This is a genomic window from Halobacterium sp. BOL4-2 (assembly GCF_016917835.2).
GTDB lineage: Archaea > Halobacteriota > Halobacteria > Halobacteriales > Halobacteriaceae > Halobacterium > Halobacterium salinarum.
The window spans coordinates 116,050-138,769 of sequence record NZ_CP070332.2; the positions used below are offsets into that span (position 1 = coordinate 116,050).

Annotated in this window: 16 protein-coding genes; 9 read left to right on the forward strand and 7 right to left on the reverse strand. The window is 71.2% G+C overall.

Features of this window, described 5'->3' with window-relative positions:
* Positions 1–37 precede the first annotated feature (37 nt).
* Positions 38–1,270, forward strand: coding sequence for an MFS transporter (locus JRZ79_RS13755; RefSeq protein WP_205251371.1), 1,233 nt, complete (start codon positions 38–40; stop codon positions 1,268–1,270).
* A gap of 20 nt (positions 1,271–1,290) precedes the next feature.
* Here the strand turns inward: JRZ79_RS13755 and kdgK1 are convergent, their stop codons facing one another.
* Together kdgK1 and mutL are read right to left on the reverse strand one after the other, a co-directional pair.
* Positions 1,291–2,247, reverse strand: a complete 957-nt coding sequence (gene kdgK1 / locus JRZ79_RS13760) for a bifunctional 2-dehydro-3-deoxygluconokinase/2-dehydro-3-deoxygalactonokinase (protein WP_205252370.1) — start codon at positions 2,245–2,247, stop codon at positions 1,291–1,293.
* A gap of 23 nt (positions 2,248–2,270) precedes the next feature.
* On the reverse strand, positions 2,271–4,253 hold the full coding sequence (gene mutL / locus JRZ79_RS13765; RefSeq protein ID WP_205252371.1) for a DNA mismatch repair endonuclease MutL: 1,983 nt from the start codon (positions 4,251–4,253) through the stop codon (positions 2,271–2,273).
* A gap of 118 nt (positions 4,254–4,371) precedes the next feature.
* Between mutL and JRZ79_RS13770 the strand changes: the two genes are divergently transcribed.
* The 4 genes from JRZ79_RS13770 (at position 4,372) to JRZ79_RS13785 (ending at position 10,035) form a co-directional block, all read left to right on the forward strand.
* Positions 4,372–6,834 (forward strand): bacterio-opsin activator domain-containing protein, encoded by a 2,463-nt coding sequence (locus JRZ79_RS13770; RefSeq protein ID WP_205251374.1) that lies wholly within the window; start codon positions 4,372–4,374, stop codon positions 6,832–6,834.
* 76 nt (positions 6,835–6,910) lie between these two features.
* Positions 6,911–7,057: a rubrerythrin-like domain-containing protein gene (locus tag JRZ79_RS13775; protein WP_012289109.1), complete on the forward strand. Its 147-nt coding sequence runs from the start codon at positions 6,911–6,913 to the stop codon at positions 7,055–7,057.
* Positions 7,058–7,060: 3 nt separating this feature from the next.
* Positions 7,061–8,350 carry a glutamate dehydrogenase GdhB gene (gdhB, locus tag JRZ79_RS13780; RefSeq protein WP_010902074.1) on the forward strand — a complete coding sequence of 430 codons (1,290 nt, stop codon included), beginning with the start codon at positions 7,061–7,063 and terminating at the stop codon, positions 8,348–8,350.
* Positions 8,351–8,418: 68 nt separating this feature from the next.
* Positions 8,419–10,035, forward strand: coding sequence for an AMP-binding protein (locus JRZ79_RS13785; protein WP_205252372.1), 1,617 nt, complete (start codon positions 8,419–8,421; stop codon positions 10,033–10,035).
* A gap of 15 nt (positions 10,036–10,050) precedes the next feature.
* Here the strand turns inward: JRZ79_RS13785 and mutS (JRZ79_RS13790) are convergent, their stop codons facing one another.
* Positions 10,051–12,666: a DNA mismatch repair protein MutS gene (gene mutS, locus JRZ79_RS13790; RefSeq protein ID WP_205251377.1), complete on the reverse strand. Its 2,616-nt coding sequence runs from the start codon at positions 12,664–12,666 to the stop codon at positions 10,051–10,053.
* Between the two features lie 71 nt (positions 12,667–12,737).
* Positions 12,738–13,757, reverse strand: coding sequence for an AIR synthase-related protein (locus tag JRZ79_RS13795; RefSeq protein ID WP_205252373.1), 1,020 nt, complete (start codon positions 13,755–13,757; stop codon positions 12,738–12,740).
* Between the two features lie 134 nt (positions 13,758–13,891).
* On the opposite strand from JRZ79_RS13795, the gene psmA reads away from it, so the two are divergent.
* Entirely contained in the window at positions 13,892–14,653 is a 762-nt protein-coding gene (gene psmA / locus JRZ79_RS13800) for an archaeal proteasome endopeptidase complex subunit alpha (RefSeq protein ID WP_205252374.1), read from the forward strand.
* A gap of 68 nt (positions 14,654–14,721) precedes the next feature.
* Positions 14,722–15,054, forward strand: a complete 333-nt coding sequence (locus JRZ79_RS13805; RefSeq protein WP_205252375.1) for a thioredoxin family protein — start codon at positions 14,722–14,724, stop codon at positions 15,052–15,054.
* On the opposite strand, the gene JRZ79_RS13810 is transcribed toward JRZ79_RS13805, so the two are convergent.
* Positions 15,055–15,759 (reverse strand): DNA-directed RNA polymerase subunit epsilon, encoded by a 705-nt coding sequence (locus JRZ79_RS13810; RefSeq protein ID WP_205251381.1) that lies wholly within the window; start codon positions 15,757–15,759, stop codon positions 15,055–15,057.
* Between the two features lie 151 nt (positions 15,760–15,910).
* Positions 15,911–16,540, reverse strand: coding sequence for a DsbA family protein (locus tag JRZ79_RS13815; protein ID WP_205252376.1), 630 nt, complete (start codon positions 16,538–16,540; stop codon positions 15,911–15,913).
* Positions 16,541–16,741: 201 nt separating this feature from the next.
* Between JRZ79_RS13815 and nucS the strand changes: the two genes are divergently transcribed.
* On the forward strand, positions 16,742–17,464 hold the full coding sequence (gene nucS / locus JRZ79_RS13820) for an endonuclease NucS (RefSeq protein WP_205252377.1): 723 nt from the start codon (positions 16,742–16,744) through the stop codon (positions 17,462–17,464).
* Here the strand turns inward: nucS and mutS (JRZ79_RS13825) are convergent.
* Complete coding sequence (mutS, locus tag JRZ79_RS13825) at positions 17,436–20,027, reverse strand: DNA mismatch repair protein MutS (RefSeq protein WP_205252378.1); 2,592 nt, start codon at positions 20,025–20,027, stop codon at positions 17,436–17,438. The two genes, nucS and mutS (JRZ79_RS13825), sit on opposite strands and share 29 nt — an antisense overlap.
* A gap of 295 nt (positions 20,028–20,322) precedes the next feature.
* Between mutS (JRZ79_RS13825) and JRZ79_RS13830 the strand changes: the two genes are divergently transcribed.
* The gene (locus JRZ79_RS13830; RefSeq protein WP_231546329.1) at positions 20,323–22,719 is read left to right on the forward strand and encodes an amino acid permease; all 2,397 of its coding nucleotides are present in this window, start codon (positions 20,323–20,325) and stop codon (positions 22,717–22,719) included.
* The last annotated feature ends 1 nt before the right edge of the window (position 22,720 follow it).

Sequence of the window (22,720 nt, forward strand, 5' to 3'; positions counted from 1 at the left end):
CCGCCCGCGCAGCCCAGCCGCCAGCCGGTGACGCCGAATGCCCGACGCTGATCACGCCGCCCGGGCGCGCGCCCACCTCGGGTTCTCCCGGTGGTGGCTCGTGCTCGCGGCGGCCGCCATGATGGCGGTCGTCGGCCCCTACCAGTACGTCTGGAGCAGCCTCCGCGAGCCGGTGGCTCGCCACCTCGGCATCGAGGCGGCCGCGCTCTCGACGGTGTTCACGCTGTTCGTCGTCGTGCAGGCCGGCAGCCAGTTCCCGGTCGGCTGGTGGCGCGACCGCCACGGCCCCCGCGGGGTCGCCGTCGTCGCCGCGTTCCTCGCCGGCGGCGGCTACCTCGGGCTGTCCGTCGCCCGAACCGTCTGGCAGCTCTACCTCGCGTACGCGCTGGGCGCGCTGGGCGTCGGCATCGTCTACACCGTCGCCGTCAACACCGCGCTCAAGTGGTTCCCGGACCGCCGCGGGCTCACCGCCGGCGCCGGCACGATGGCGTTCGCCGCCGGCAGCGCCGCCCTCGTCCCCTACGTCCGCGCGAACACCGGCCCCGCGCTGCCCGCGGACGCCTACGTCGGCGTCCTCCGGACGCTCGGCGTGCTGGTGTTCGTCGTCGTGCTCGGCGGCGCGCTCGTGCTCCGCGATCCGCCGGCGGGGTGGCGGTCGGCCGGCGACACCGCCGCCCACACCGGCCCCCAGTTCAGCTGGCGGGAGCTGATCCACACGTGGCAGTTCTGGCTCATGTACGTCGTGTTCGTCGCCGTCTCCGGGGCCGGCCTGATGCTCACCGAGAAGGTCGTCTCCTACGCCACCCACCTCGGGCTGGCCGGCGGCATCGCCACCGCCGCCGCCACACTGCTGCCGCTTGCTGGGGGCGTCGGCCGCCTCGTCGTCGGGGGCGTCAGCGACCGCGTCGACCGCACGACCGCGATGGCGGCGACGTTCACGGCCGTCGGCGTCGGCCTGTTCGCCGTCGCGTTCTTCGGCGTCCGCGGCGACGGCGTGGGGTTCGTCGTGGCCGTCGTCGCCGCGACGTTCTTCTGGAGCCCCCAGTACACGCTGTTCCCGAGCGTCGTCGGCGACTACTACGGCGAACAGCACTCCAGCGCGAACTACGCCCTCCTGTACTCGGGGAAGGTGTGGGGTGGCGTCTTCGGCGGCACTGTCACGGGCGCGCTCGTCGGCTCGCTCGGCTGGACCGAGACGTTCCTGCTCGGTGGCGTCCTCGCCGCCGTCGCGGGCGGGGCGACCCTCCTGCTGTCGCCGCCGAACGGGTGACGCGGCGGCGACAGCCACCGCTACCGGTCGATTCCGCCGTGCTCGTCGGCCAGCACCGATTCGACGTCCGCGCGCGTGACGAGCGCCACGTCGCCGGGGATCGTGCGCTTCAGCGCGGCCGTCGCGGCCCCCCACGCCAGCGCGTCCTCGACGTCCCCGCCGTCGACGCGCGCGGCGAGGTAGCCGCCGACGAACGCGTCCCCGGTGCCGATCGGGTCGTAGGTCTCCGTCTCGAAGACGGGCTGCGTGACCGTGGTGGCGTTGCGCACCGCCAGCGCGCCGGCCTCGCCGCGCGTGAGGACGACAGTGCCGAACGCGAACTCGTCGGCCAACCCCCTGGCGATGGCGTCGGCGTCCCCCGTTCTGTCCAGCACGCCGCGGGCGTCGCGCTCGGCGACGAACAGCACGTCCACGTCCGGGAACAGCGCCTCCAGCGTGTCGCGGGCTTCCTCGTGGCTCCAGAGCCCACGCCGGTAGTTCACGTCGAGGGTTGTGGTCGTCCCTGTCTCCTGGGCGAGTTCGAGCAGGTCCGCGGTCGTCGCCGCGAGTGTTTCGGAGAGCGCGGGCGTGATGCCCGACGTGTGGAGGTAGCCGGCGCGCTCGACGAACGCGGGTGCCAGTTCGTCGGCGGTCGCCGTCGTCACGGCGGCGTCCCGGCGGTCGTAGTGTACGCTCGTCCCGCGTGGCTCCCCGCCCTGTTCGAGGAAGTACAGCCCCTGGCGGAGGTCGTCGCGGTCGGTCCACGTGACCTCCGGCGTGGTACCCTGCGCGCGCAGCGTCGCCGCCACCTTCCGCCCGAGCGGCGACGCCGGGAGCTTCGACAGCCACGCCGTCTCCGCGCCGAGGCGGCCGGCGGTCACGGCGACGTTGCTCTCCGCGCCCGCCACGCGCACGTCCATCCGGTCGGCCGCCTCGATGCGCTCGTGGCCCGGCGGCGACAGCCGCAGCATCGTCTCTCCGAACGTCACCACGTCCATACGCGGCGTACGCGCGCCGGGGCTTAGTTCCCGGCGTCCTCGCGCCGCCGGCCGGCGTGCCCGGGGTAGTCGCGCTCGAAGCGCGCGGCGAGCTCGTCGCCGTCGACCTCGACGATGGTTGGCCGGCCGTGCGGGCACGCATAGGGGTTCTCGCAGGCGTCCAGCGCGTCCAGCAACGCCACGACCGACCCCTCGGCCAGTGACGTGTTGCCCTTGATCGCGGGCGAGCACGCCAGATCAGCCAGCACGGCGTCGGCGGCGTCCGCGACCGGCGTCCCGTCAGCGTCCGCGAGGAACGACGAGAGCGCGTCCCGCGCGAGCTCGGCGTCGAGCGCGTCCGCGAGGACCGCCGGCACCGCGGTCACGCGCGCCGTCCGCCCGGCGAGCTCGGCGTCGAAGCCAAGTTCGCGGAGGCCGCCGAGCGCCGCCTCGAAGACGGCTGCCTCGCCGGCCGTCAGCTCCAGTTCGGCCGGCGCGACGAGCGCCTGCGACGCGCCGTCAACGCGGGCCTGTAGGCGCTCGTAGTGCACGCGTTCGTCGGCCGCGTGCTGGTCGACGAGGACGAGGCCGTCGCCGGCCTCGGCGACGACGTACGTGTCGTGGAGCTGCCCGAGCACGCGCAGGTCCGGGAGGCTGTCGCGCTCCGGGGGCGTGTCCCCGTCGTCCGCCCCCGCCCCGCCTGCTCCGGTCGGCAGCCGGGCGTTCTCGGCGGGCGCGTCGAAGCGCCCCGTCCGGGACTCGCTGCCGGAACCCGGTCGCTCGCGTGTGCCGTCCGTCGACGCGGCGCTATCGGCCGCCTCGTCGCCGCTGCCGCCGGTTTCGAACGCGGACGCCGGCGACTCGCTGGTCGCACCGGACGCCGCTGTCCTCTGCCCGTTTCCGTCGCTCCGGCCCGCAGCGTCCCCACCCCCGGCGGCCCCGGCGTCTCTGTCGGTCGGCGGGTGTTCGGGCGAAATCTCGGCGTCGTCGGGCTTCGACGCGCCCCGGGGCGCGCCCGCCCGCACGAGTCCCGCGTCCAACAGGGCGTCCCGAACCCCCGCCTCGACGGCGGCTTTCACGCCGGCCTCGTCCTCGAAGCGGACTTCCAGCTTCCGGGGGTGGACGTTCGCGTCGACGCCCTCGCAGCCCACGAACAGCACCGCAAAGGGGTAGCGGTCGGGCGCGAGCTGGTCGCCGTAGCCGTCGAGGACTGCCTCCCGGAGCACGGCGTCCGTGACCGCGCGCCCGTTCACGAACGTCGCGAGGTACTCCCGGGTCGAGCGCGTGACCTCCGGGTCCGAGACGTAGCCGTGGACGCGCTCGACGCTGTCCGCCGCTGGGTCGGCGTCCACGGTGCGCAGCGACTGCGCGACCTCCCGGCCGTAGACGGCGAGCGCGGCGTCCTGCACGTCACCGGTGCCCGTGGTCGCAAACACCTCCCGGCCGTCGTGGGTCAGCGACACCGCCACGTCCGGGTTCGCCAGCGCGTACCGGGTGACCGCGCGGTTCACGTGCCCGAACTCGGTCGCGGCGCGCTTGAGGTATTTCCGACGAGCGGGGGTCTCCCCGAACAGGTCGGTCACCTCGACGGTCGTGCCTGCGGGGTGGCCGGCCGGCGCCACGCTTCCCGCGTCGCCGTGGTCGACGGTGATGCGCGCGCCCGTATCGCCGGCGTTCCGGGGTCGCGTCGTCACGGTCAGCTCCGCCACCGAGCCGATGGTGTACAACGCCTCCCCCCGGAACCCCAGCGTCGCCACGCCGTCCAGCCCGCTGGCGTCGTCGAGTTTGCTCGTGGTGTGCTGGCGGACCGCCATCCGGAGGTCGTCGCCGGTCATCCCGCGGCCGTCGTCGGCCACCACGATCCGGTCGGTGCCGCCGGCGTCAACGCTCACGTCCACGCTTGCTGCGCCCGCGTCGAGGCTGTTCTCCACCAACTCCTTGACGACGCTGGCCGGCCGCTCGACCACCTCGCCGGCCGCGATCCGCGCGACCGTCGCGTCGTCGAGCGCTCGGATGCGGTCAGTCATCGGCGCTCCCCCGGCCGGTTCGCGCGCTCGATCCTCATATCCGGCCGCACGCGCGGCTGCCGTATCAATGCCGCGTCGGCAGCTAGACTTTTCGGCCCGTGGCTGCTGGCCCACAGTGATGGTGTCCGACGACCACCAGCCGGTTTCCGCGCCGGTGTTCAACGATCCGGATCGCTTTGTCGCCGTGGTGGACGCCGACGGCGTGGTGCTTTCGGCGAACGACGCTGCGGCGGACGCGGCCACCACCCCCGCCGCAGCACTCCAGGGACGCCGACTCTGGGGGCTGCCATGGGCGAACCCCGCTGCCACCCGCCACGAGGTCCAGCGTGCCGTTCGTGCCGCCGCTAACGACGAGTACGCGAGCTTTGACGCCGCCTTCGAGACGCAACGCACGCCCGCTGCCAGCGGCCGCGACGCCGAGCCGTCCGTTCAGTGGGCGTTCCGCGTGCAGCCGGTCCCAAACGACGACCGGCTTGTCGTTCAGGGCGACGTGCGCCGGGAACGCGAGCAGCTCGCCGAAGAACTGCGGGCGTCCGAGGAACTCCACCGCGTCACGTTGAACAACATGACCGACACCGTCCTCGTGACTGATGACGACGGAACGTTCACGTACGTCTGCCCGAACGCGCACTACATTTTCGGCTACACGGCCGAGGAAATCCGTGCGTTCGGAACCATCGACGAGCTCCTCGGGTGCGATCCCGTGGGCGGTGACTCGCTGTCCCGGAACGGCGTCGTGACGAACGTCGAGTGTACGGCAACGGACGCGAACGGCGACCAACACACGCTACTCGTGAACGTCCGTGAAGTCTCCATTCAGGGTGGGACGCGACTGTACAGCTGCCGGGATGTGACGACACGGAAACAACGGGAGGACGCACTCGCGCAACTCCAGGAGACGAGCCGCGATCTGCTGTATGCCGGGACCGCCACCGAGGCGGCGACTCGGGTCGTCGACGACGGGACGGCGGCGCTACCCGCCGGTGGCATCGCGGTCTACCGGTTCGATCGCCACGAAAACCGACTGTACCCGGTTGCGGCCGCCGACAACCTGGCGGCTGCTGTCGAAGACGCCGGCGAGTTGCGACTCGATGACCGTTCTCCTGTCGGCACGGCGTTCGTCGCGGACCGCGTGGTCGACTCCGGTGCCGAGGGGGAGTGGGATGCGGGGGTGGCTGCCGGGTTGGCCGAGTGGACGGCCCTCCCGATCGGCGACCACGGCGTGGTGCTCGCGGGGACGGATCGTGGGCGTTCCGACGACGCGTTGGGTGCTGTCGGGATCGAGATCGCGCGCCTCCTGGCGGCCACGCTTGAGGCGGCACTGGACCGCCTCGACCGGGAGGCCGAGCTCCGGGAGCGCGACCAGCGCTTGCAGGCACAGAACCGCCGCCTCTCCGAGATCAACCAGGTGAACGAGATCATCCGAGAGGTTGACGGCGCGCTCGTGGACGCTGACTCCCGAGCGGACATCGAAACCGCGGTCTGCGAGCGGCTCACTGCCGGCGACCGCTTTGCCTTCGCGTGGGTTGGTGACGCAACCGCGCACAACGACCACGTCACGCCACGGGCGTGGGCGGGCGATGCATCCAGCTACCTCGACGAAGCGGCGTTGTCACCGACTGCGTCAGGCGTCTCCGAGCCAGCCGTTCGAACGGCCGCCGACCGCTCAGTGACGCTAGTGCCGAACGTTGCCGACCGCCGCCGGGACGCCGACTGGCCGGCGGCCGCGCTCGCTCACGGGTTCAACTCGGTGTTGTCCGTGCCCTTAGTTTCAGACGACGTACTGTTCGGCACTGTCACGGTCTATGACACGGCCCCGAACGCGTTCAGCGAGACGGTGCGAGCGGTGTTCGCGGAACTCGGACAAACCGTCGGGGCGGCGATCAGCTCCGCACAGCGCAAGGCCGCGCTTGACGGCGATACCACCGTGGTGGTGACGTACGCAGTCCGCGACCAATCCTGGCTGCTCGGCCGACTGGCCGCCGACTTCGACTGCCAGCTCACCGTTGAAAGCGAGGTGGCCGGGAGCACGGGAGACACCCGCGTGGTGGTCAGCGTTGACGGTGCGGATCCGGACGCCGTGGTCGCCGGGGCAACGGCTCTTGTGGACGTGATCAGCGGTGATGTCGTCCAAGCTACCGGCGATAGTGGCGTGGTGAGCCTCTCCCTCCGGACGGGGTTGCGATCGCGCGCGCTCGCCGCCCAGGGGGTAACCCGACGCCAACTAACGGCCACTCCCGAGTCGGGGACCCTCGTGGCAGCCGCGCCCGACGCCGCAACGGCACGCGCTGCCGACAGCCTGCTCGCGGACGCGTTCGCGTCGGTGGACGTTACGGCCCGCCGCCGCCAGCAATCGAGCGCCGACGACGCGCAGGGTCCGTCGCTGACCGAGCGGCAGGTGGAGGTCGCACAGGTCGCCTACCACAGCGGCTTCTTCGATCCCTCACACGCCGTCAGTGGGGCGGTCGTCGCGGAGACGCTGGGGATCTCGAACACCGCGTTCTACGACCACGTCAACCGCATCGAATCGAAAGTCTTCGACGCGGTGTTCGACGACCCCGGCTGCAGTTGGGTTGAATAGTCCACCATGACTCGGCGCAGGACGGGTGACTATTCAGCTAGCATAGCTATTGGTGGACGGCCACTACGGAGATGCGATGGGACGAGACGCACCCACCGATCCGAACGCACAGGCCGCTTACGAGTGTCACATCTGTGGAGAAACCACCACCTCGGACACCCATCCGGGGGCGTGTCCGGACTGCGGGACAACCATGCGCAACCGGGCAACACCACTGGAGTGACCGATGGCCCAGACACCACCGCCGGAGTCCGCGCCCTCCACCGACAGCGAGCCCGAGACCGCCCTGGAGACCGCACGCCGCCAGCTGCAGGCGGCTGCCGAGCACGTCGACATCGCTGACGGCGTGATCGAGCGACTCACCCACCCTACGCGCGTGGTCCAGGTATCGGTGCCGGTCGAGCGCGACGACGGCACCGTCACGGTATACGACGGGTACCGTGCCCAACACGACGACGTACGCGGTCCATACAAAGGTGGGCTCCGCTACCACCCCGGTGTGAGCGCCGAGGAATGCGTCGGCCTCTCGATGTGGATGACTTGGAAGTGTGCCGTCATGGACCTGCCGTTCGGCGGCGCGAAAGGCGGCGTCGTTGTCGATCCGAAGACCCTCAGCGCCGACGAACACGAGCGACTGACACGGCGGTTCGCGGCGGAGCTCCGCGACGAGGTCGGTCCCAGCCAGGACATCCCCGCGCCGGACATGGGAACCGACGCACAGACGATGGCCTGGTTCATGGACGCCTACAGCATGCAACAGGGCGAGACTGTCCCGGGCGTCGTCACCGGGAAGCCGCCAGTTGCCGGTGGGAGCCACGGCCGCGCGGAGGCACCCGGCCGGAGCGTCGCCATCGCCACCAGGGAAGCGATCAACTACTACGACATCCCCATCGACGACGCGACCGTCGCCGTCCAGGGATACGGGAGCGTCGGAGCGAACGCTGCACTGCTGCTCGATGACTGGGGGGCACGCGTCGTCGCCGTCAGCGATGTCAACGGTGGCGTCCTCGACACTGATGGCCTCGATACACACGCGATTCCGTCGCACGGGAACCAGCCGGCGGCGGTGATGCGACACGACGCGCCGAACACACTCACCAACGAGGAGCTCCTCGAACTAGACGTCGATGTGGTGATCCCGGCTGCTGTCGGAAACGTAATCACCGCTGCCAACGCCGACCGCATTCAGGCCGACATCGTCGTTGAGGGGGCCAACGGCCCGACGACATCGGCCGCCGACCGAATCCTCGAGGAGCGCGCCGTGCCCGTGATCCCGGACATCCTCGCGAACGCCGGCGGGGTTACGGTGTCGTACTTCGAGTGGCTCCAGGACATCAACCGCCGGACGTGGTCGCCGGAGCGTGTTCGCGACGAACTCGAATCCGAGATGCTGTCCGCATGGAACGCCGTGCGCAGCGAGGTGGACGACGGAGACCTGAGCTGGCGGGACGCTGCCTACGTTGTCGCGCTGCAGCGCATCGGCCGTGCGAAGGAAGCCCGTGGGCTCTGGCCCTGATCTGCACGGCGTTGGGTGTGCCCACACCCCAAACAACTATCACGGACGTTTGTGATGATAGTGGTATCATGCATCGACCCCTCCTCGTCACCGACTTCATCGACCGCGCGCGCACCTACTACGGCGACGAAACCGCCGTCGTCGCCACCACCGGCCGGCGGTACACGTACAGCGAGCTCGCCGACCGCGCCGACCGCTTTTCGGCGGTCCTCCAGGCGGCCGGCATCGACAGCGGCGACCGCGTCGCCGTCCTCGACCCGAACACCCACTACCACCTCGAAGCCGCCTACGGCGCGATGCAGCTGGGGGCCATCCACACGCCACTGAACTACCGGCTCACGCCCGACGACTACGCGTACATCCTCGCCGACGCCGGCGCGGACGCCATCTACGCCGACGCCGAGTACGCCGACCGCGTCGACGCGGTCCGCGACCGGATCCCGACGACCACGTTCATCACCGACGACCCCGCCGCCGTCGACGGCGACTGGCAGGACGCCGACGCCCTGCTGGTCGACGCCGATCCCGACGACTACGACCGCCCCGACATGGCCGAGGACGACGTGATCACGATCAACTACACGTCCGGCACCACCGGGGACCCCAAGGGCGTCTGTCGCACCCACCGCAACGAAGTGGTGCACGCGCTGTTGTTGTCCACCCACCACACCATCACGGACACCGACACCTACCTCTGGACGCTGCCGATGTTCCACGCCAACGGCTGGGGGCACATCTTCGCCATCACGGGCGCTGGTGCCACCCACGTCTGCACGCGGGGCGTCGACGCCGCCAGCGTCTTCGATACCATCCAGGCCGAAGCCGTGTCGTACCTGTGTGCCGCGCCGACCGTCCTGAACATGCTCCTGGACTACCACGAGGCCCACGATGTCGCGGCCACTGGCGACGCCGACGTGCGGGTCGCCACCGCCGGCAGCGCGCCCCCGGAGGCGACGATCCGCGCCGTCGAATCGGCGCTCGACTGGTCGCTCATGCACGTCTACGGGGCCACCGAAACCGGCCCTCTGATCGCCACCTCCGACGCCGACCGACTGCTCGCCGCCGGGGGCGGCAGCCGCGCCGCGATGCAGAAACGCCAGGGCATCGGCCTGTTGGGCACCGAACTGCGCGTCGTCGACGAGCACGGCAACGACGTCCCCCGCGACAACGAGACCATCGGCGAGATCGTCGTCTCCGGCAACCAGGTGATGGACCGCTACTGGAACAAGCCCGACGCCACCGAGCGGGCGTTCACCGATCGCGTTGACGGCTACTTCCACATGGGTGATTTCGCGGTGGTCGACGACACCGGCTTCGTCTCGATCCTGGACCGCAAAAAGGACATCATCATCTCCGGCGGCGAGAACATCTCCTCCATCGAACTGGAGGACACGCTCTTCGAGCACGACGCCGTCGGCGAGGTCGCCGTCGTACCCTCCCCCCACGACGACTGGGGTGAAACACCGAAGGCGTTCGTCGTCCCTACCTCCGGGGACCCCAACAACCCCGGCGTCACGGCCACCGCGCTCGTCGAGTACACCCGGGCGGAGCTGGCGTCGTTCAAGACGGTGCGGCGGGTCGAGTTCGTCGACGAACTCCCCACCACGGCCACCGGCAAAGTCCAGAAGTACGAGCTGCGCGCCGCGGAGTTCGCCGACGAGGAGTCGCTGGTCGGCCAGGGGTAACCCGGCGGCGGTGCCTCAGTCCTCCAGTCGGTCCTGCCAGGCCTGCACCGTCCCGAGCAGCTCGACCGGCGACGTCTCGGCCAGCTCCACGGTCCGGAGCTCGTCCAGGACGGCCGCCGCCTCGGGGTCGTCCGCCTCGCCGTCGTCGCCCGCGTCGTCGACGAACCCGCCGCTGTCCACGTCGAAGACGGCCTGCACCGACTCGCCGGCCGACCCCTTGGCTTCCACCGCGTTCTCCTCCCGGAGCCGATCGAGCACGCCGCGCGCGCGGTCCACGACCGGCTCCGGGACGCCCGCGAGGGCTGCCACGTGCACGCCGTACGATCGGTCGGTCGCGCCGTCCCGAACCGTCCGCAGGAACGTCACCGCGCCGTCGCGCTCCTCGGCGGCCACGTGGACGTTCACGACCGCGTCCAGGTGGTCGGCAAGCGCCGTCAGCTCGTGGTAGTGGGTCGCGAACAGGGTGGTGGCGCGCACCTCGTTGTGGAGGTACTCGGTCGCCGCCCACGCGATGGAGATGCCGTCGTAGGTCGCCGTTCCCCGCCCCACCTCGTCTAAGACCACCAGCGAGTCGCTGGTGGCGGCGTGCAGGATGCGGGACAGCTCTTCCATCTCGACCATGAACGTCGACCGCCCGCCAGCCAGCTCGTCGAGCGCGCCCACCCGCGTGTAAATCCCGTCCACCAGCCCGATGCGGGCGGCGTCCGCCGGCACGAAGCTCCCGACCTGCGCGAGCAACACGATCACCGCGACCTGGCGCATGTACGTCGACTTCCCGCTCATGTTCGGCCCGGTGACGACCTGGAAGCGCCGGCTCGCATCGAACCGTGCGTCGTTCGGGACGAACGACGTCGTCTGCTCGACCACCGGATGGCGGCCCGCGTCGATGTCGAGGCCGTCGCCGGCCACCAACTCGGGGCGCACCCACTGGTTCGCGGCGGCGTGCTCGGCCAAACTCACGAGCGCGTCCACCTCCGCGAGCGCCCGCCCCACGTCCTGCAGCACCGCCGCGCGCTCCCCCACCCGTTCACGAAGCGCCGCGAACAACTCCCGTTCGAGCTCCGCGCGCTCGGCCTCGATGCGCAACACCTCGCGCTCGTGGCTGTCGAGCTCCGCCGTGGTGTACCGGGTGGCGTTCTTCAACTGCTTGATCCGGCGGTACGCGCCGTCCTCGCCGTCGGGCACGGCGTCGGTTTCGCTGTTCCCCACCTGGATGTAGTAGCCGTCGGTCTTGTTCCGGTCGACCTGCAGGTGGGTGACGCCCAGGCGGTCTTTCTCCCGGTCGGCAAGCCCGTCCAGCCACGCCCGGTGCTCGTCGTGGGCCGCCAGCAGCTCGTCGAGCGCCTCGTCGTACCCCGCCTGGAGCAGGCCGCCCTCCGAGAGCGTCTTCGGCGGGTCGTCCGCCAGTGCGTCCGCAAGCTCCGCTCGCACGTCGGCGGCGGCCGCTCGGTCGACCCGCGCCAGCACGTCTCGGGCCGGCGACTCCGCCAACTCGGGGGTCGTCGTGAGCGCGTCCGCCACGTCCGGCAGCGCCGCCAGCGTGTCCCGCACCCGCAGCAGATCGGTGGCGTCGGCGCGCCCGCTGGCGGCGCGACTGGCCAGCCGTTCGAGATCGTAGATCTCACCCAGCACGTCACCCAGCGCGTCTCGCGCGAGCGCGGCGTCCGCCAGCGCGCCCACCGCGGCCTGCCGGCGGTCCAGCTCCGCGCGGTCCCGGGTGGGGCGTGTCACCCACGCCGCGAGCCGGCGGCCCCCCGCCGCCGACGCGGTGTGGTCGATGGTCGCCAGCAGCGAGCCGTCGCTGCCGCCGGTCATCGTCTCGGTCAGTTCGAGGTTGCGCTGGGTCGTCGCATCCAGCTCCACGTGGTCGCCGCCGCCGAACGGCTGGATGCGGGACACCGACGCCAGCACGCCCTCGTCGGCGGCCGCGATGTAGCCCACCGCCGCGCCCGCCGCCCGCACCACCGGCCCGTCGGCGGCCACGCCCAGGCTCTCGATCACGCCGTCGCCGAACTGCTCGCGCACCCGGTGTGTCGCCCGCCCGGCGTCGAACGCGCCGGCGTCGTGCAGCGTCAGCGTCGCGTCCGTGCGCTCCCGGAGCACGCCCAGGAACTCGTCGTCGCCGCGCAGCGCCGGCCCGGGCAACACCTCCGCGGGCGCGAACCGGTACAGCTCCGTGACCGCGTCCGCGCGGTCGGCGCCACGGGTCACGCGGAACTGCCCGGTCGTCACGTCCACGAACGCCAGCCCCCAGTCGCCGCCGGCCTCGCGCACGACCGCCGCCAGATACCGGGGGTCGGCGTCCGTCGACGCCAGCAGGGTGCCGGGCGTCACTACGCGCTCGATCTCGCGCTCGATGTCGCCCGCGTCGGTCTCGGACTGCTCGGCGACCGCGACCCGGTAGCCCCGTTCCACGAGCGCCGCCAGATACGGCGTCAGGTCGTCGACGGGCACGCCCGCCATCGGATACGACGACCCGTGGTTGGATTTCTCCGACACCTGCAGGTCAAGCACCGACGCGACCGTTCGCGCGTCCGCCGCGAAGAACTCGTAGAAATCCCCCACCTGCATCGCCAGCAGGTCCGCGTCGGTCTCGGCTTTCAACGCCTGGAACTCGTCTACGATCCCCATCCCAGCGCCTCCGTTGGCATCACGTGGATGGTCGCAGCCACCGCCAAGAAGGCTTGCGGTGTGGTCGCCGCCTACGCGTCGTCGCCGTACCGGCTGCGTGCGGTCCGGTAGGCCGGCCACAGCGGGTCGGCCGCCGGCTCCGCCAGCGGGTCGCCGTCCACGGTGACGCCGCCCCCGGCCTCGACGACGCCAACGTCGGCAGCCGGGATGCCCTCGTCGCCCAGCGCCCCGAGCACCGCGTCGACGCTCCCGGGATCGACGGCGGCGATCACCGTGCCCTCACTGGACGCCGCCCACGCGTCCATCCCGAACTGCTCGCAGACCGCCCGCACCCCTGGCAGCACGGGGACGGCGTCCCGCGTGATCGACAGCCCGACACCGCTTGCGGCCGCCAGCTCGTGGAGGCCGTTGGCGAGCCCGCGCTCGGTGGCGTCGTGCATGGCTGTGACCTCGCCCGCCGCCGCCATCGTCGCGGCGTCACGCACCGGCGTGGCGTCCGCGAACCGGTCGCGGGCCGCCGCCGCGGCGGCCGCGCTGATCGGGAGGCGGTCCCCGAACAGCACGCCGAGCATGCCCGTCGTCTCGACCGCTGGGCCCTTCGTGACCACCACGCGGTCGCCGGGCTGCGCCCCCGTGGGCGTCACCACGTCCTCGGCGGCACCGACCGCCAGCGCCGTCGCGCCGCCGACCGTCGGGAACGAACACCCCTCGTAGGTGCCCGTGTGCCCGGTCGTCAGGCTCACGCCCAGCGCGCGCGCTTCGCGGTCGAACACCTCCCAGATCGCGTCGAACGTCTCCGTTGCGGTGTCCGGGGGTAGGTTCAGATCGACGGCCAGATGCGCGGGCGACAGCCCCGACAGCGCCACGTCGCTCACGCAGATGTGGAACGCGAACCACGCCGCGCGCTCGATCCCCAGCGCCCGCAACACGAAGACGGGATCGGTCGCCATCGCCACCACGCTGTCGGCGACCGCAACCACCCCGAAGTCGGCACCGTACGTCGGCCCGAGGCGGACGTCGTCGCGGTCCGCGCCCGTCCGGCCCGCGATGTGGTCGTCGAAGAACCCCCGGCCGGCCTTCCCATCGTCCATGGCTGCGCTTCGGTGCCGCGCCACAAGAACCCCGGCCTGACGCCCCGCGGGTCGATCCGATATTGTTCCGGCGATCGACTACCGAAAGTCAAAGCCCTTTACGTTGCGGGGCACAACACGAACCCAAGGAAACCATGCAGGGTCAGAACCAGCAGCAGGCCTACGACCGGGGAATCACCATTTTCTCCCCTGACGGCCGGCTCTATCAGGTGGAATACGCGCGGGAAGCCGTGAAACGAGGGACGGCCAGCATCGGCGTGCGCACCCCCGAGGGTGTCGTTCTCGTCGTCGACAAGCAGACCCGTTCGCCGCTGCTCGAAGGCTCCAGCGTCGAGAAACTCCACAAGATCGACGACCACGTGGGCGCTGCCAGCGCCGGCCACGTCGCCGACGCCCGCCAGCTCGTGGACTTCGCACGCCAGCAGTCCCAGGTCGAGCGCGTGCGCTACGACGAGCCCATCGGCGTGCGCACGCTCACGAAGAGCGTCACCGACCACATCCAGCAGTACACCCAGGTCGGCGGCGCGCGCCCGTTCGGCGTTGCGCTCCTCATCGCCGGCGTCGAGGGCGGCGAACCCCGCCTCTTCGAAACCGATCCGTCCGGCACGTCCAACGAGTGGAAGGCCGTCGCCATCGGCTCCAACCGCGGGGACATCCAGGAGTTCCTCGAAGACGAATACGACGCCGACCTCTCGGTCGACGACGGCATCGACCTCGCGCTGCGCGCCCTCAACGAGGGCCGCGAGGACGCCCTCAGCGGTGACGGCGTGGGTGTCGGGATCGTGGACGCCGACACCGGGACCTACCGCGAGCTCGCGGCCGACGAGTCCCAGTCGTACATCGACGACATCGAGGACGCCGCCGACGACAGCGACGACGACGACGACGAGGAGTAACGCCGTCGTCCCGGCAGCATCCCCCACCGGAACCAGTTCTTTTGCGTGCCCGCACCGTACCGGGAGTCGTGACTGTACAGCACCGCCGCCCCGCTCGCGTCGCCGACGGCGACGACCTCGACGCCGCGATCGCGGGCGCTGACCGCGTTCTCGTGTTGTTCTACACCACCGGGTGTTCGTTGTGTCAAGCAATCGAACCCGTCGTCGGCAACGTCGCCCGCGACACCGGCGTGCCGGTGGTGATGGTCAACCCCGGCGACGACATCGGGCTCGTCGACGAGTGGGCGATCAGAAGCGTGCCCACGCTCGTGCTCGTCGAGGACGGCACCGAGGTCGGGCGGCTCGCCGACGGGTTCCAGGGCGGGGACGCCATCGAGGCGTTCATCGCCGACCACGCGTAGTCACGCCGCGTCGTCGTCGGCCGGCGACGGCAGGTGGGGGTCGCGGTGTGGGGTCCGGCCGTACGCCGGCAGCCCGTCGGTGAGCTGGTCGGTGAGCACGCGCCGCAGTCGGTTGAGACTCGTCTGGTCGAGGTGGTGGTGGTCCGCGAGCCGCTGGAACGCGGGCTCGTCGGTGATGTCGTGGCGCTTGTAGCGGTCGAACAGCTCTGCCATCCGGCCCTGCGTGAGCTCCGCCCCGTCGAGGTCGTCCAGCCCGAGGTACTGGCGGCGGTCGACGTCGACGACGTGGCGGATGGCCACCAGCGCCACCTTCTCGATGGCGCGCTGGCTGCCGAACGCTGTGAGGTCGATGGTGTCCATCACGCCCAGGGCCACGTCGCGTTGCCAGGGCGTCACGCCGATCGCCGTGCACAGCGCCTGGGTCGTCCGCAGGCGGTCCAGTCGGTGGGCGCGCTGGCTGGTGCCGTCGGTGGCGTGGTGGCGGCCCTCGTGGAGCCGGCGCACGCTGTCCGAGAGGTCGCCGTCCGGGGACTCCGGGCGGCCGATGACGGTCGCGCTCGGGGAGACAACACCCCACTGGCGCACCGTCGAGTCGCGGCGGGCTTCCGCGCGGGACAGCGACCCCGACCCTGCGCGTGCGTCGACAGCGCGGTCGCCGTCGTCCGGGTCCGTCCACTGGAGTCGCTGCCCCGCGTCTGCTGGCATACTCCCTGCTGGGTGCTTCCGGGGAATAAATCCTCGGCCCGGAGCCACGGCTGCCGGGTGTGGGACGCCGAGAATCCTCGCTCGTATCTACTCCTTGTCGCCAGAACCACTTAAACGACGACGCGATGCGCCGCCCGCGGGCTCGCCGGCCCTAGACGCCTTCCACCAGCCGTTCGAGCTGGCTCGGGGGCACCGCGCCGCGAGCGCCGTGGCCGTCGTAGACGAACGTCGGCACGCCCGTGATGCCGACCTCGCGGGCGTCCGCGAACTCGTCGCGCAGGCGATCCCGCCACGCCTCGTCGTCGACGACCGTCCGGATCTCCTCGCCGTCCAGCCCGACGCCGTCGGCGATGTCGGCCAGCACGTCGGCGTCGCCCACGTCGCGGTCGTCCGCCCAGAGCGCCGCGAACACGCCCTCGTCGAAGGCGAGCCACTGCTCCGGGAACGTCTCCTTGACGTACAGGGAGGCGACTTGCGCCCGGAAGCCGTCGACGTCGCCGACGAGGTCGGTGCTCATCTCGTCGGCACCGTACTCCTCGCGCAGCCGCTCGACGTTCTGCCGCGCCTCCTCGTAGTACGCCTCGTCCTTCCCGGAGTCGACGCTCTCGTCAAGCGTGCCGTCCGGCCGCCGCTGCCGGCTGCGCAGGTCGAACGGCTGCCAGTCGATTTCGAGGGCGGGTGCCGCGTCGTCGCGCGCCTCCCGGTAGGTTTCGAGTGACTGCCGCCCGAGATAGCAGAACGGACAGACGTAGTCCGAATACACCGTGATTGATCCCGTCACACCGCTCCGTACGACGGCGCAACAAAAGAACACGCCGACTCCGGGGGTGTGTGCCGACGGCGTGACTGTCGCTGCCGGGCATCGGGTGGACCACAGAACACCGCGCGTCGCCGCTCGTATCTATTCCTTGTCGCCAGAGACACTTAAACGACGGCGGGCTGCACCCGGTCGTTTTTCCACCCCGCAGGCAAACCCCCGCCCATGCCGCGAACGCTCACGGACCCCACCGCCGACCGTGCGGCCGCGTTCGCCACCGACGCCGCCGCCGACGGCCTCACCGTCTCCCTGATCGGCTCCTGCGTGGCCACGCTCACCGGGCGCTCGCAGCGCGACCTCGCGGCCGGCGTGCGCACCCTCCTCTGGAAACCCGACGACACCGTGGTGGTCCACGGTGCCAGCGGCCGCGACCCCGACGCGTGGGCGTCCGGTGGCCCGGTCACCGTCGACGCCGCCGACGGTCTCACCGTCGCCTGCGACGGCGGCCACACCGCCGGCGCGCTGCGCGTCCGCTTCGACGCCGTGCACACAGCGACAGCGTTCGACGCCGCCGGCGCGGACGCCACCACGGTGTCCGGAACGGAGGCCGCGCTCAAAGACCACGTGCTCGACACCCCGGATCTCGTCGAGCCCGGGTTCCAGCCGCTGGCCACCGAGCGCGACACGCCCGCCGGCCCCATCGACATCTACGGCCGGGACGCCGACGGCACCGTGACCGCCGTCGAGCTGAAAAACGTGCGCGCGGGCCCGGCGGCGGCCTCGCAGCTCCAACGGTACGTGGCCGCGCTCCGTCGCACCCTCCACGCCGACGCCACCGTGCGGGGCATCCTCGTCGCGCCCGCCGTCACCGCGAAAACCAGGCGGCTGCTGGCCGACCGCGGGCTGACGTTCTCGTCGGTCAGTCTACCCGGCTCGCGAGATCGTTGAGCACGTTCAACGCCTCGATGGGCGTCAGCTCCGCGACACTCACGTCACGCAGCTCCGCGACGATCCCGGCGGCCGCCCCGCGCTGGCCGTTCGCGTCCGCTGTGGGGGTCGTCCCGCCGTCGCCCCCGTCGGCCGTCGCAGGCGCATCGAGCAGCTCCCGGGCGCGGTCCACGACTGGCTCGGGGACGCCGGCGGTGCGCGCGACCTCCACCCCGTAGGAGGCGGTCGCAGCGCCCGCCCGCACCGCGTGCTCGAAGGCGACGCCGTCGTCCCCCCGGGTCGCCGCGAAATGCAGGTTCAGCGCGTCCGGCAGGCGGTCGGCGTCCGCCGTGAGTTCGTGGTGGTGGGTCGCGAACAGCGTCGTCGCCCCCACGGCGTCGTGGATGTGCTCGGTCACCGCGCGCGCGATCGCGAGCCCGTCGGTCGTCGCGGTCCCGCGGCCCACCTCGTCGAGCAACACCAGCGACTCGTCGGTCGCCGCGCGCAGGATCGACGCCAACTCGGTCATCTCCACCATGAACGTCGACCGCCCGCCCGCGATGTCGTCGCTGGCACCGACCCGCGTGAACACGCGATCCACCACCCGCAACTCGGCGGCCGCCGCCGGCACGAAACAGCCCGCCTGCGCCAACACCACGATCACCGCGACCTGGCGCATGTACGTCGATTTCCCGCTCATGTTCGGCCCGGTGATGACCGCAACCCGGCGGTCGTCGTTCAGGGTCGTGTCGTTCGGCACGAACCCGGACTCGGTGCGCTCGACCACCGGATGGCGACCCCCCTCGATGTGGATGCCGTCGCCGCCCATCACCGGCTTGGTGTAGTCGTGGGCGGCCGCCACGGCCGCAAACGACGCCAGCGCGTCCACCGCCGCGAGCGCGCGCGCCACGGCCTGCATCCGCTCGGCCGCCTCCGCCACCCGCTCCCGGATCCCGACGAACAGCTCGTACTCCAGGTCCTGGGCGCGCTGCTCGGCGCGCACGATCTCCTCCTCGCGTTCTTTCAGCTCCGGCGTGACGTAGCGCTCGGCGTTCTTCAGCGTCTGGCGGCGCTGGTAGTCCTCGGGCACCGCGTCCATGTTCGCTTTCGTCACCTCGATGTAGTAGCCGTGCACGGAGTTCTGGCCCACCTTCAGCGAGTCGACGCCGGTGCGCTCGCGCTCGCTTGCTTCGAGGTCGTCGACCCACTGTTTGCCCGCGCGCTCGGTCGCCCGCAGGTCATCGAGGCGCTCGTCGTAGCCGTCCCGGATCACGCCCCCGTCGGTCAGCTCCTGTGGCGGATCCGCCACGATCGCGCGGTCGAGCAGCCCCCGGATCTCGGGGAGGTCATCGAGGGCTTCCCGAAGCGACTGCAGCTTCCGGGCGTCGGCGTCCGCCAGCAACCCCCGGACCTCCGGCACCACCGCCAGGGTGTCCGCAAGCGCCCGCAGGTCGCGGGCGTTCGCCCGCCCCCGGGACACCCGCGACACCAACCGCTCGATGTCGTAGACGTCCCGCAGGTGCTCGTGCAGCTCCTCCCGAGACAGGGGGTCCGCGACGAGCTCCCCGACGGCGTCGTGGCGCGCCGCGATGGCGTCCGAATCCACCAGCGGCCGGCGCAGCCAGTCGGTGAGCTTCCGGCGGCCCAGCGCGCACGCCGTCTCGTCGAGCACGTCCACCAGCGCCGTGCCGTCGGTCCCGTGGACGCTGCGCTGCTCGAACAGTTCGAGGCTGCGCAACGCCACGGCGTCCATCTGGAGGTGCTCCGTGGGACTGTACCGCGTCACGTGGTTCAAGTACGTGAGACGCTGGCTGTCGCCGGCTCCGCCCCGCGTGTACTCGGCGTACGACAACAACGCCCCACACGCCCGCAGTTCGGCGGTCGTCGGCAGCACGTCCTCGCCGCCGAAGTAGTCGGCCACCCGCTCCCGGGCGGCCGCGGGCTCGAAGGCGTCGTCGTCGTACGCGGCGACGAACGCCTCGTCGGCGAACCGGTCGGCGTCGACCCCCGGTCCGACGACGAGTTCGGCGGGCGCGAACCGCCCCAGTTCGTCCCGCACGCGCGCCTCGCCGCCGAGCCGTGTGGCATAACAGTCGCCGGTCGACACGTCGAGCAGCGCGAGCCCGAACCCGACGTCGGCGTCCCGGCCGCCGGCCAGCGCCGCCACGAAGTTGTTGTCCGCGCCCCCGAGTAGTTCGTCCTCGGTGACGGTGCCCGGCGTCACCACCCGTGTCACGGCCCGATCCACCACGCCGCTCACCTCGTCCGGGTCCTGGACCTGGTCGGCAACCGCCACCCGATAGCCGGCGTCCAGCAGCGCCTCGATGTACGGCTCGGCGGTGTCGATGGGCACGCCCGCCATCGGATACTGGCCCGTGGAGTCCTCGCGCGCCGTCAGCGTCACCTCACAGATGCGGGCCGCCGTCTCCGCGGCCGCACAGAACAACTCGTAGAAATCCCCGACCTGGAACAACACCAGCGCGTCGTCGTAGCGCCGCGTGAGCTCGAAATACTGGCTCATCATCGGCGTCAGGTCGCCCTCGCTGGCAGCCATCGCGTCGGGGGGTCCAAGCGCCGCGTCCATGCACGGGAGCCAGCACCGCGACGCCGTTATGCCCACCGATCGCGGGGACAGTCGGGGTGCCACGGTGCCGCCCACCACGCGAATCCGAAACGCACATGCGCTCCGCTGCGCTCCCGCCACACGGATCCGTCACTCCTGTCGGTTCGACACTGACGCATCTCCCGCCGAGCCACAGTGCACCCGCTGCGACCCACCACACCAGTATGAGCGATCACACCACACACCCCGTCGCACCGTCCGCGTCCACAGCCCACCGCCGCCTCGTCGTCGCCCACCCGCCCGGGGGGTGGGGGTCGTGAGCAACACCGACCAGGAGCTCGCCCGCGACCTCGGCTTCCTCGAAGCCTACACCATCGGTCTCGGCACGATGATCGGGGCCGGCATCTTCGTGCTCCCGAAAATCGCCGCCGAACAGGCCGGCCCCGCCAGCATGGTGTCGTTTTTCGTCGGCGGCATGGTGTCGCTGTTCGCCGCGCTCTCGTTGTCCGAGCTCGCCACCGGCATGCCGAAAGCCGGCGGCAGCTACTACTACGTCAACCGCGCGCTGGGGCCGTTTTTCGGCAGCATCGTCGGCTGGGGGATGTGGGCCGGGCTGACGTTCGCGTCGGCGTTCTACATGATCGGGTTCGGCCAATACCTCCTGCCGGGACTGGGCGAGTACGTCGGCGTCCTCGCCGGCTGGGGGGATCTCGGGATCACCGTTGCCGCGCTCGCGATGGCCGCGCTTCTGACCGCCGTCAACTACTACGGCGTCAAAGAAACCAGCGCGCTCCAGAACGTCATCGTGCTCACGCTGGTCGGACTCGTGCTCGCGTTCCTCGGGCTCGGCGCGGTCACCGGCCCGACGATCACGGAGTTCAACCCCAACGGCTGGCCCGCGGTCGCCGCGACCGTCGGCACCGTCTACGTGACGTTCATCGGCTTCGAGGTGATCGCCACCAGCGCCGAGGAGATCAAAAACCCCAGCCGGAACCTCCCGCTGGCGATGATCGCCGCCGTCGTCACGCCCACCCTGATGTACGTCGGCGTGATGTTCGTCTCCACCGGCACGATCGACATCCCCGTGCTCGCGGGCTCCGACGTTCCGGTCGCGCTGGTCGCCCGTGAGATCTTCCAGCCGCTTGCCGGCGCGGTCTCCTGGCTCCCGTTCGTCTCCGTTCAGCCCGCCACCGCCGGCTCGGTCGGCGCGCTCGCAATGATCGTCGGCGCGGTGCTCGCGACCGTCTCCAGCGCCAACGCGAGCATCCTGTCGGCGGCGCGCGTGAACTTCGCGATGGGGCGGGACAAGATCCTCGTCAACTGGCTCAACGAAGTCCACGACCGATTCCGCACGCCGTACCGCGCGATCGCCGCGACGGGCGTCATCACGCTGCTGTTGATCGGGATCGGCGTCGGCGTCGGCACGCTGGCCGAGGTGGCGAGTTTCATGTACCTCGTCACGTACGCCCTCGTGCACGTCTCCGTGGTCGTGTTGCGGCGCGCGAACCCCGACACCTACGACCCGGCGTTCCGCATCCCCGCGGTGCTGTACCCGGTGGTGCCGGTGCTCGGCGCGGCGGCGTGCGTCGCGGTCCTCGTCCAGATGTCCGTGACGTTCTCCCCCATGACGATCGGGGTGGCGTCCGTCGCGGTCGTGCTGCCGGTGACGCCGACGCCGGTCGGCGCGATCGGCACCGTCCTGGTGGCGTTCGGGATCGCGTGGTACTACTGCTATGCTCGCGCCCGCGCGCCGAGTCAGAGCCTCGTCGGCGACGCACTCGCGCCGTCCTCGTCGCCGGACACGGACACACCAGACACCTACACCGTCGTGGTGCCGGTTGCGAACCCGGACACGGAACACGACCTCCTGCGCATGGCGGCCGCGAGCGCGCACGCTCACACCGACGCGCACGCCGAAGTCATCGCGGTGAACGTCATCGAGGTCCCCCGCCAGACGTCGCTGTCCCAGGACCTCGCCTTCGAAGAGGAGCGCGTCGAGCGCCAACAGGAGCTGCTCGACGCCGCCAGCGCGGCCGCCGCCGACCTGGACGTGCGCCTGCGGACGCGCGCCGTCGCCAGCCACGACACCGGGGCCGCCATCCTCGACGTCATCGAGGACACGGCCGCCGATCACGTGTTGCTCGGCTGGGGGGGCACGCGTCGCCGCGACCACGTCCTGGGGTCGACCATCGACCCCGTGGTCGGCCACGCGTCCTGTGACGCCACGCTCGTGCGCCTCGGGCCGGCCGCCGCCGGCGACGCCAGCGATATCATGGTGCTCGCCGGGGAGGGCCCACACGCGCCGGTTGCCGCGCGCCGTGCGGCCGAATTCGTCGCCGCCGACGAGACGGACGCGTCGCTGACGCTGCTGAACGTGCAGCCGCCCGCGGACGACGACGCCGACGCGTCGGCCACCGAGCGTGGGGCGGCGGTCATCGACGCCCTCGCGGAGCGCGCTGGCATCAAATATATGACCTATGACACCGAAGTAGTCGTCTCGACGGACACCGAGGCCGCCGTCATCGACGCCGCCGCCGACTTCGATATGGTTTACGCCGGCGCAACGCGCTCGGGGCCGGTGTCCCAGGCCGTCTTCGGCTCGATCCCGGAGGCCGTCGGTGCGGGCGTCGATCAAACCGTCGTCATGGCGCGCGGCCCGGACAACACACCAATGTCAGTACGTGACGCGATCACACGTCGGTTCGGGGGATAGC

What these genes read in the sequence shown, in the direction of transcription:
- gdhB (WP_010902074.1), top strand. Translation starts at nt 7,061, where the DNA reads ATGGCCCAGACACCACCGCCGGAGTCCGCGCCCTCCACCGACAGCGAG.
- JRZ79_RS13770 (WP_205251374.1), top strand. Translation starts at nt 4,372, where the DNA reads ATGGTGTCCGACGACCACCAGCCGGTTTCCGCGCCGGTGTTCAACGAT.
- nucS (WP_205252377.1), top strand. Translation starts at nt 16,742, where the DNA reads ATGCCGCGAACGCTCACGGACCCCACCGCCGACCGTGCGGCCGCGTTC.
- mutL (WP_205252371.1), bottom strand. Translation starts at nt 4,253, where the DNA reads ATGACTGACCGCATCCGAGCGCTCGACGACGCGACGGTCGCGCGGATC.
- kdgK1 (WP_205252370.1), bottom strand. Translation starts at nt 2,247, where the DNA reads ATGGACGTGGTGACGTTCGGAGAGACGATGCTGCGGCTGTCGCCGCCG.
- JRZ79_RS13795 (WP_205252373.1), bottom strand. Translation starts at nt 13,757, where the DNA reads ATGGACGATGGGAAGGCCGGCCGGGGGTTCTTCGACGACCACATCGCG.
- mutS (WP_205251377.1), bottom strand. Translation starts at nt 12,666, where the DNA reads ATGGGGATCGTAGACGAGTTCCAGGCGTTGAAAGCCGAGACCGACGCG.
- mutS (WP_205252378.1), bottom strand. Translation starts at nt 20,027, where the DNA reads ATGGACGCGGCGCTTGGACCCCCCGACGCGATGGCTGCCAGCGAGGGC.
- JRZ79_RS13785 (WP_205252372.1), top strand. Translation starts at nt 8,419, where the DNA reads ATGCATCGACCCCTCCTCGTCACCGACTTCATCGACCGCGCGCGCACC.
- JRZ79_RS13810 (WP_205251381.1), bottom strand. Translation starts at nt 15,759, where the DNA reads ATGCCAGCAGACGCGGGGCAGCGACTCCAGTGGACGGACCCGGACGAC.
- JRZ79_RS13755 (WP_205251371.1), top strand. Translation starts at nt 38, where the DNA reads ATGCCCGACGCTGATCACGCCGCCCGGGCGCGCGCCCACCTCGGGTTC.
- psmA (WP_205252374.1), top strand. Translation starts at nt 13,892, where the DNA reads ATGCAGGGTCAGAACCAGCAGCAGGCCTACGACCGGGGAATCACCATT.
- JRZ79_RS13775 (WP_012289109.1), top strand. Translation starts at nt 6,911, where the DNA reads ATGGGACGAGACGCACCCACCGATCCGAACGCACAGGCCGCTTACGAG.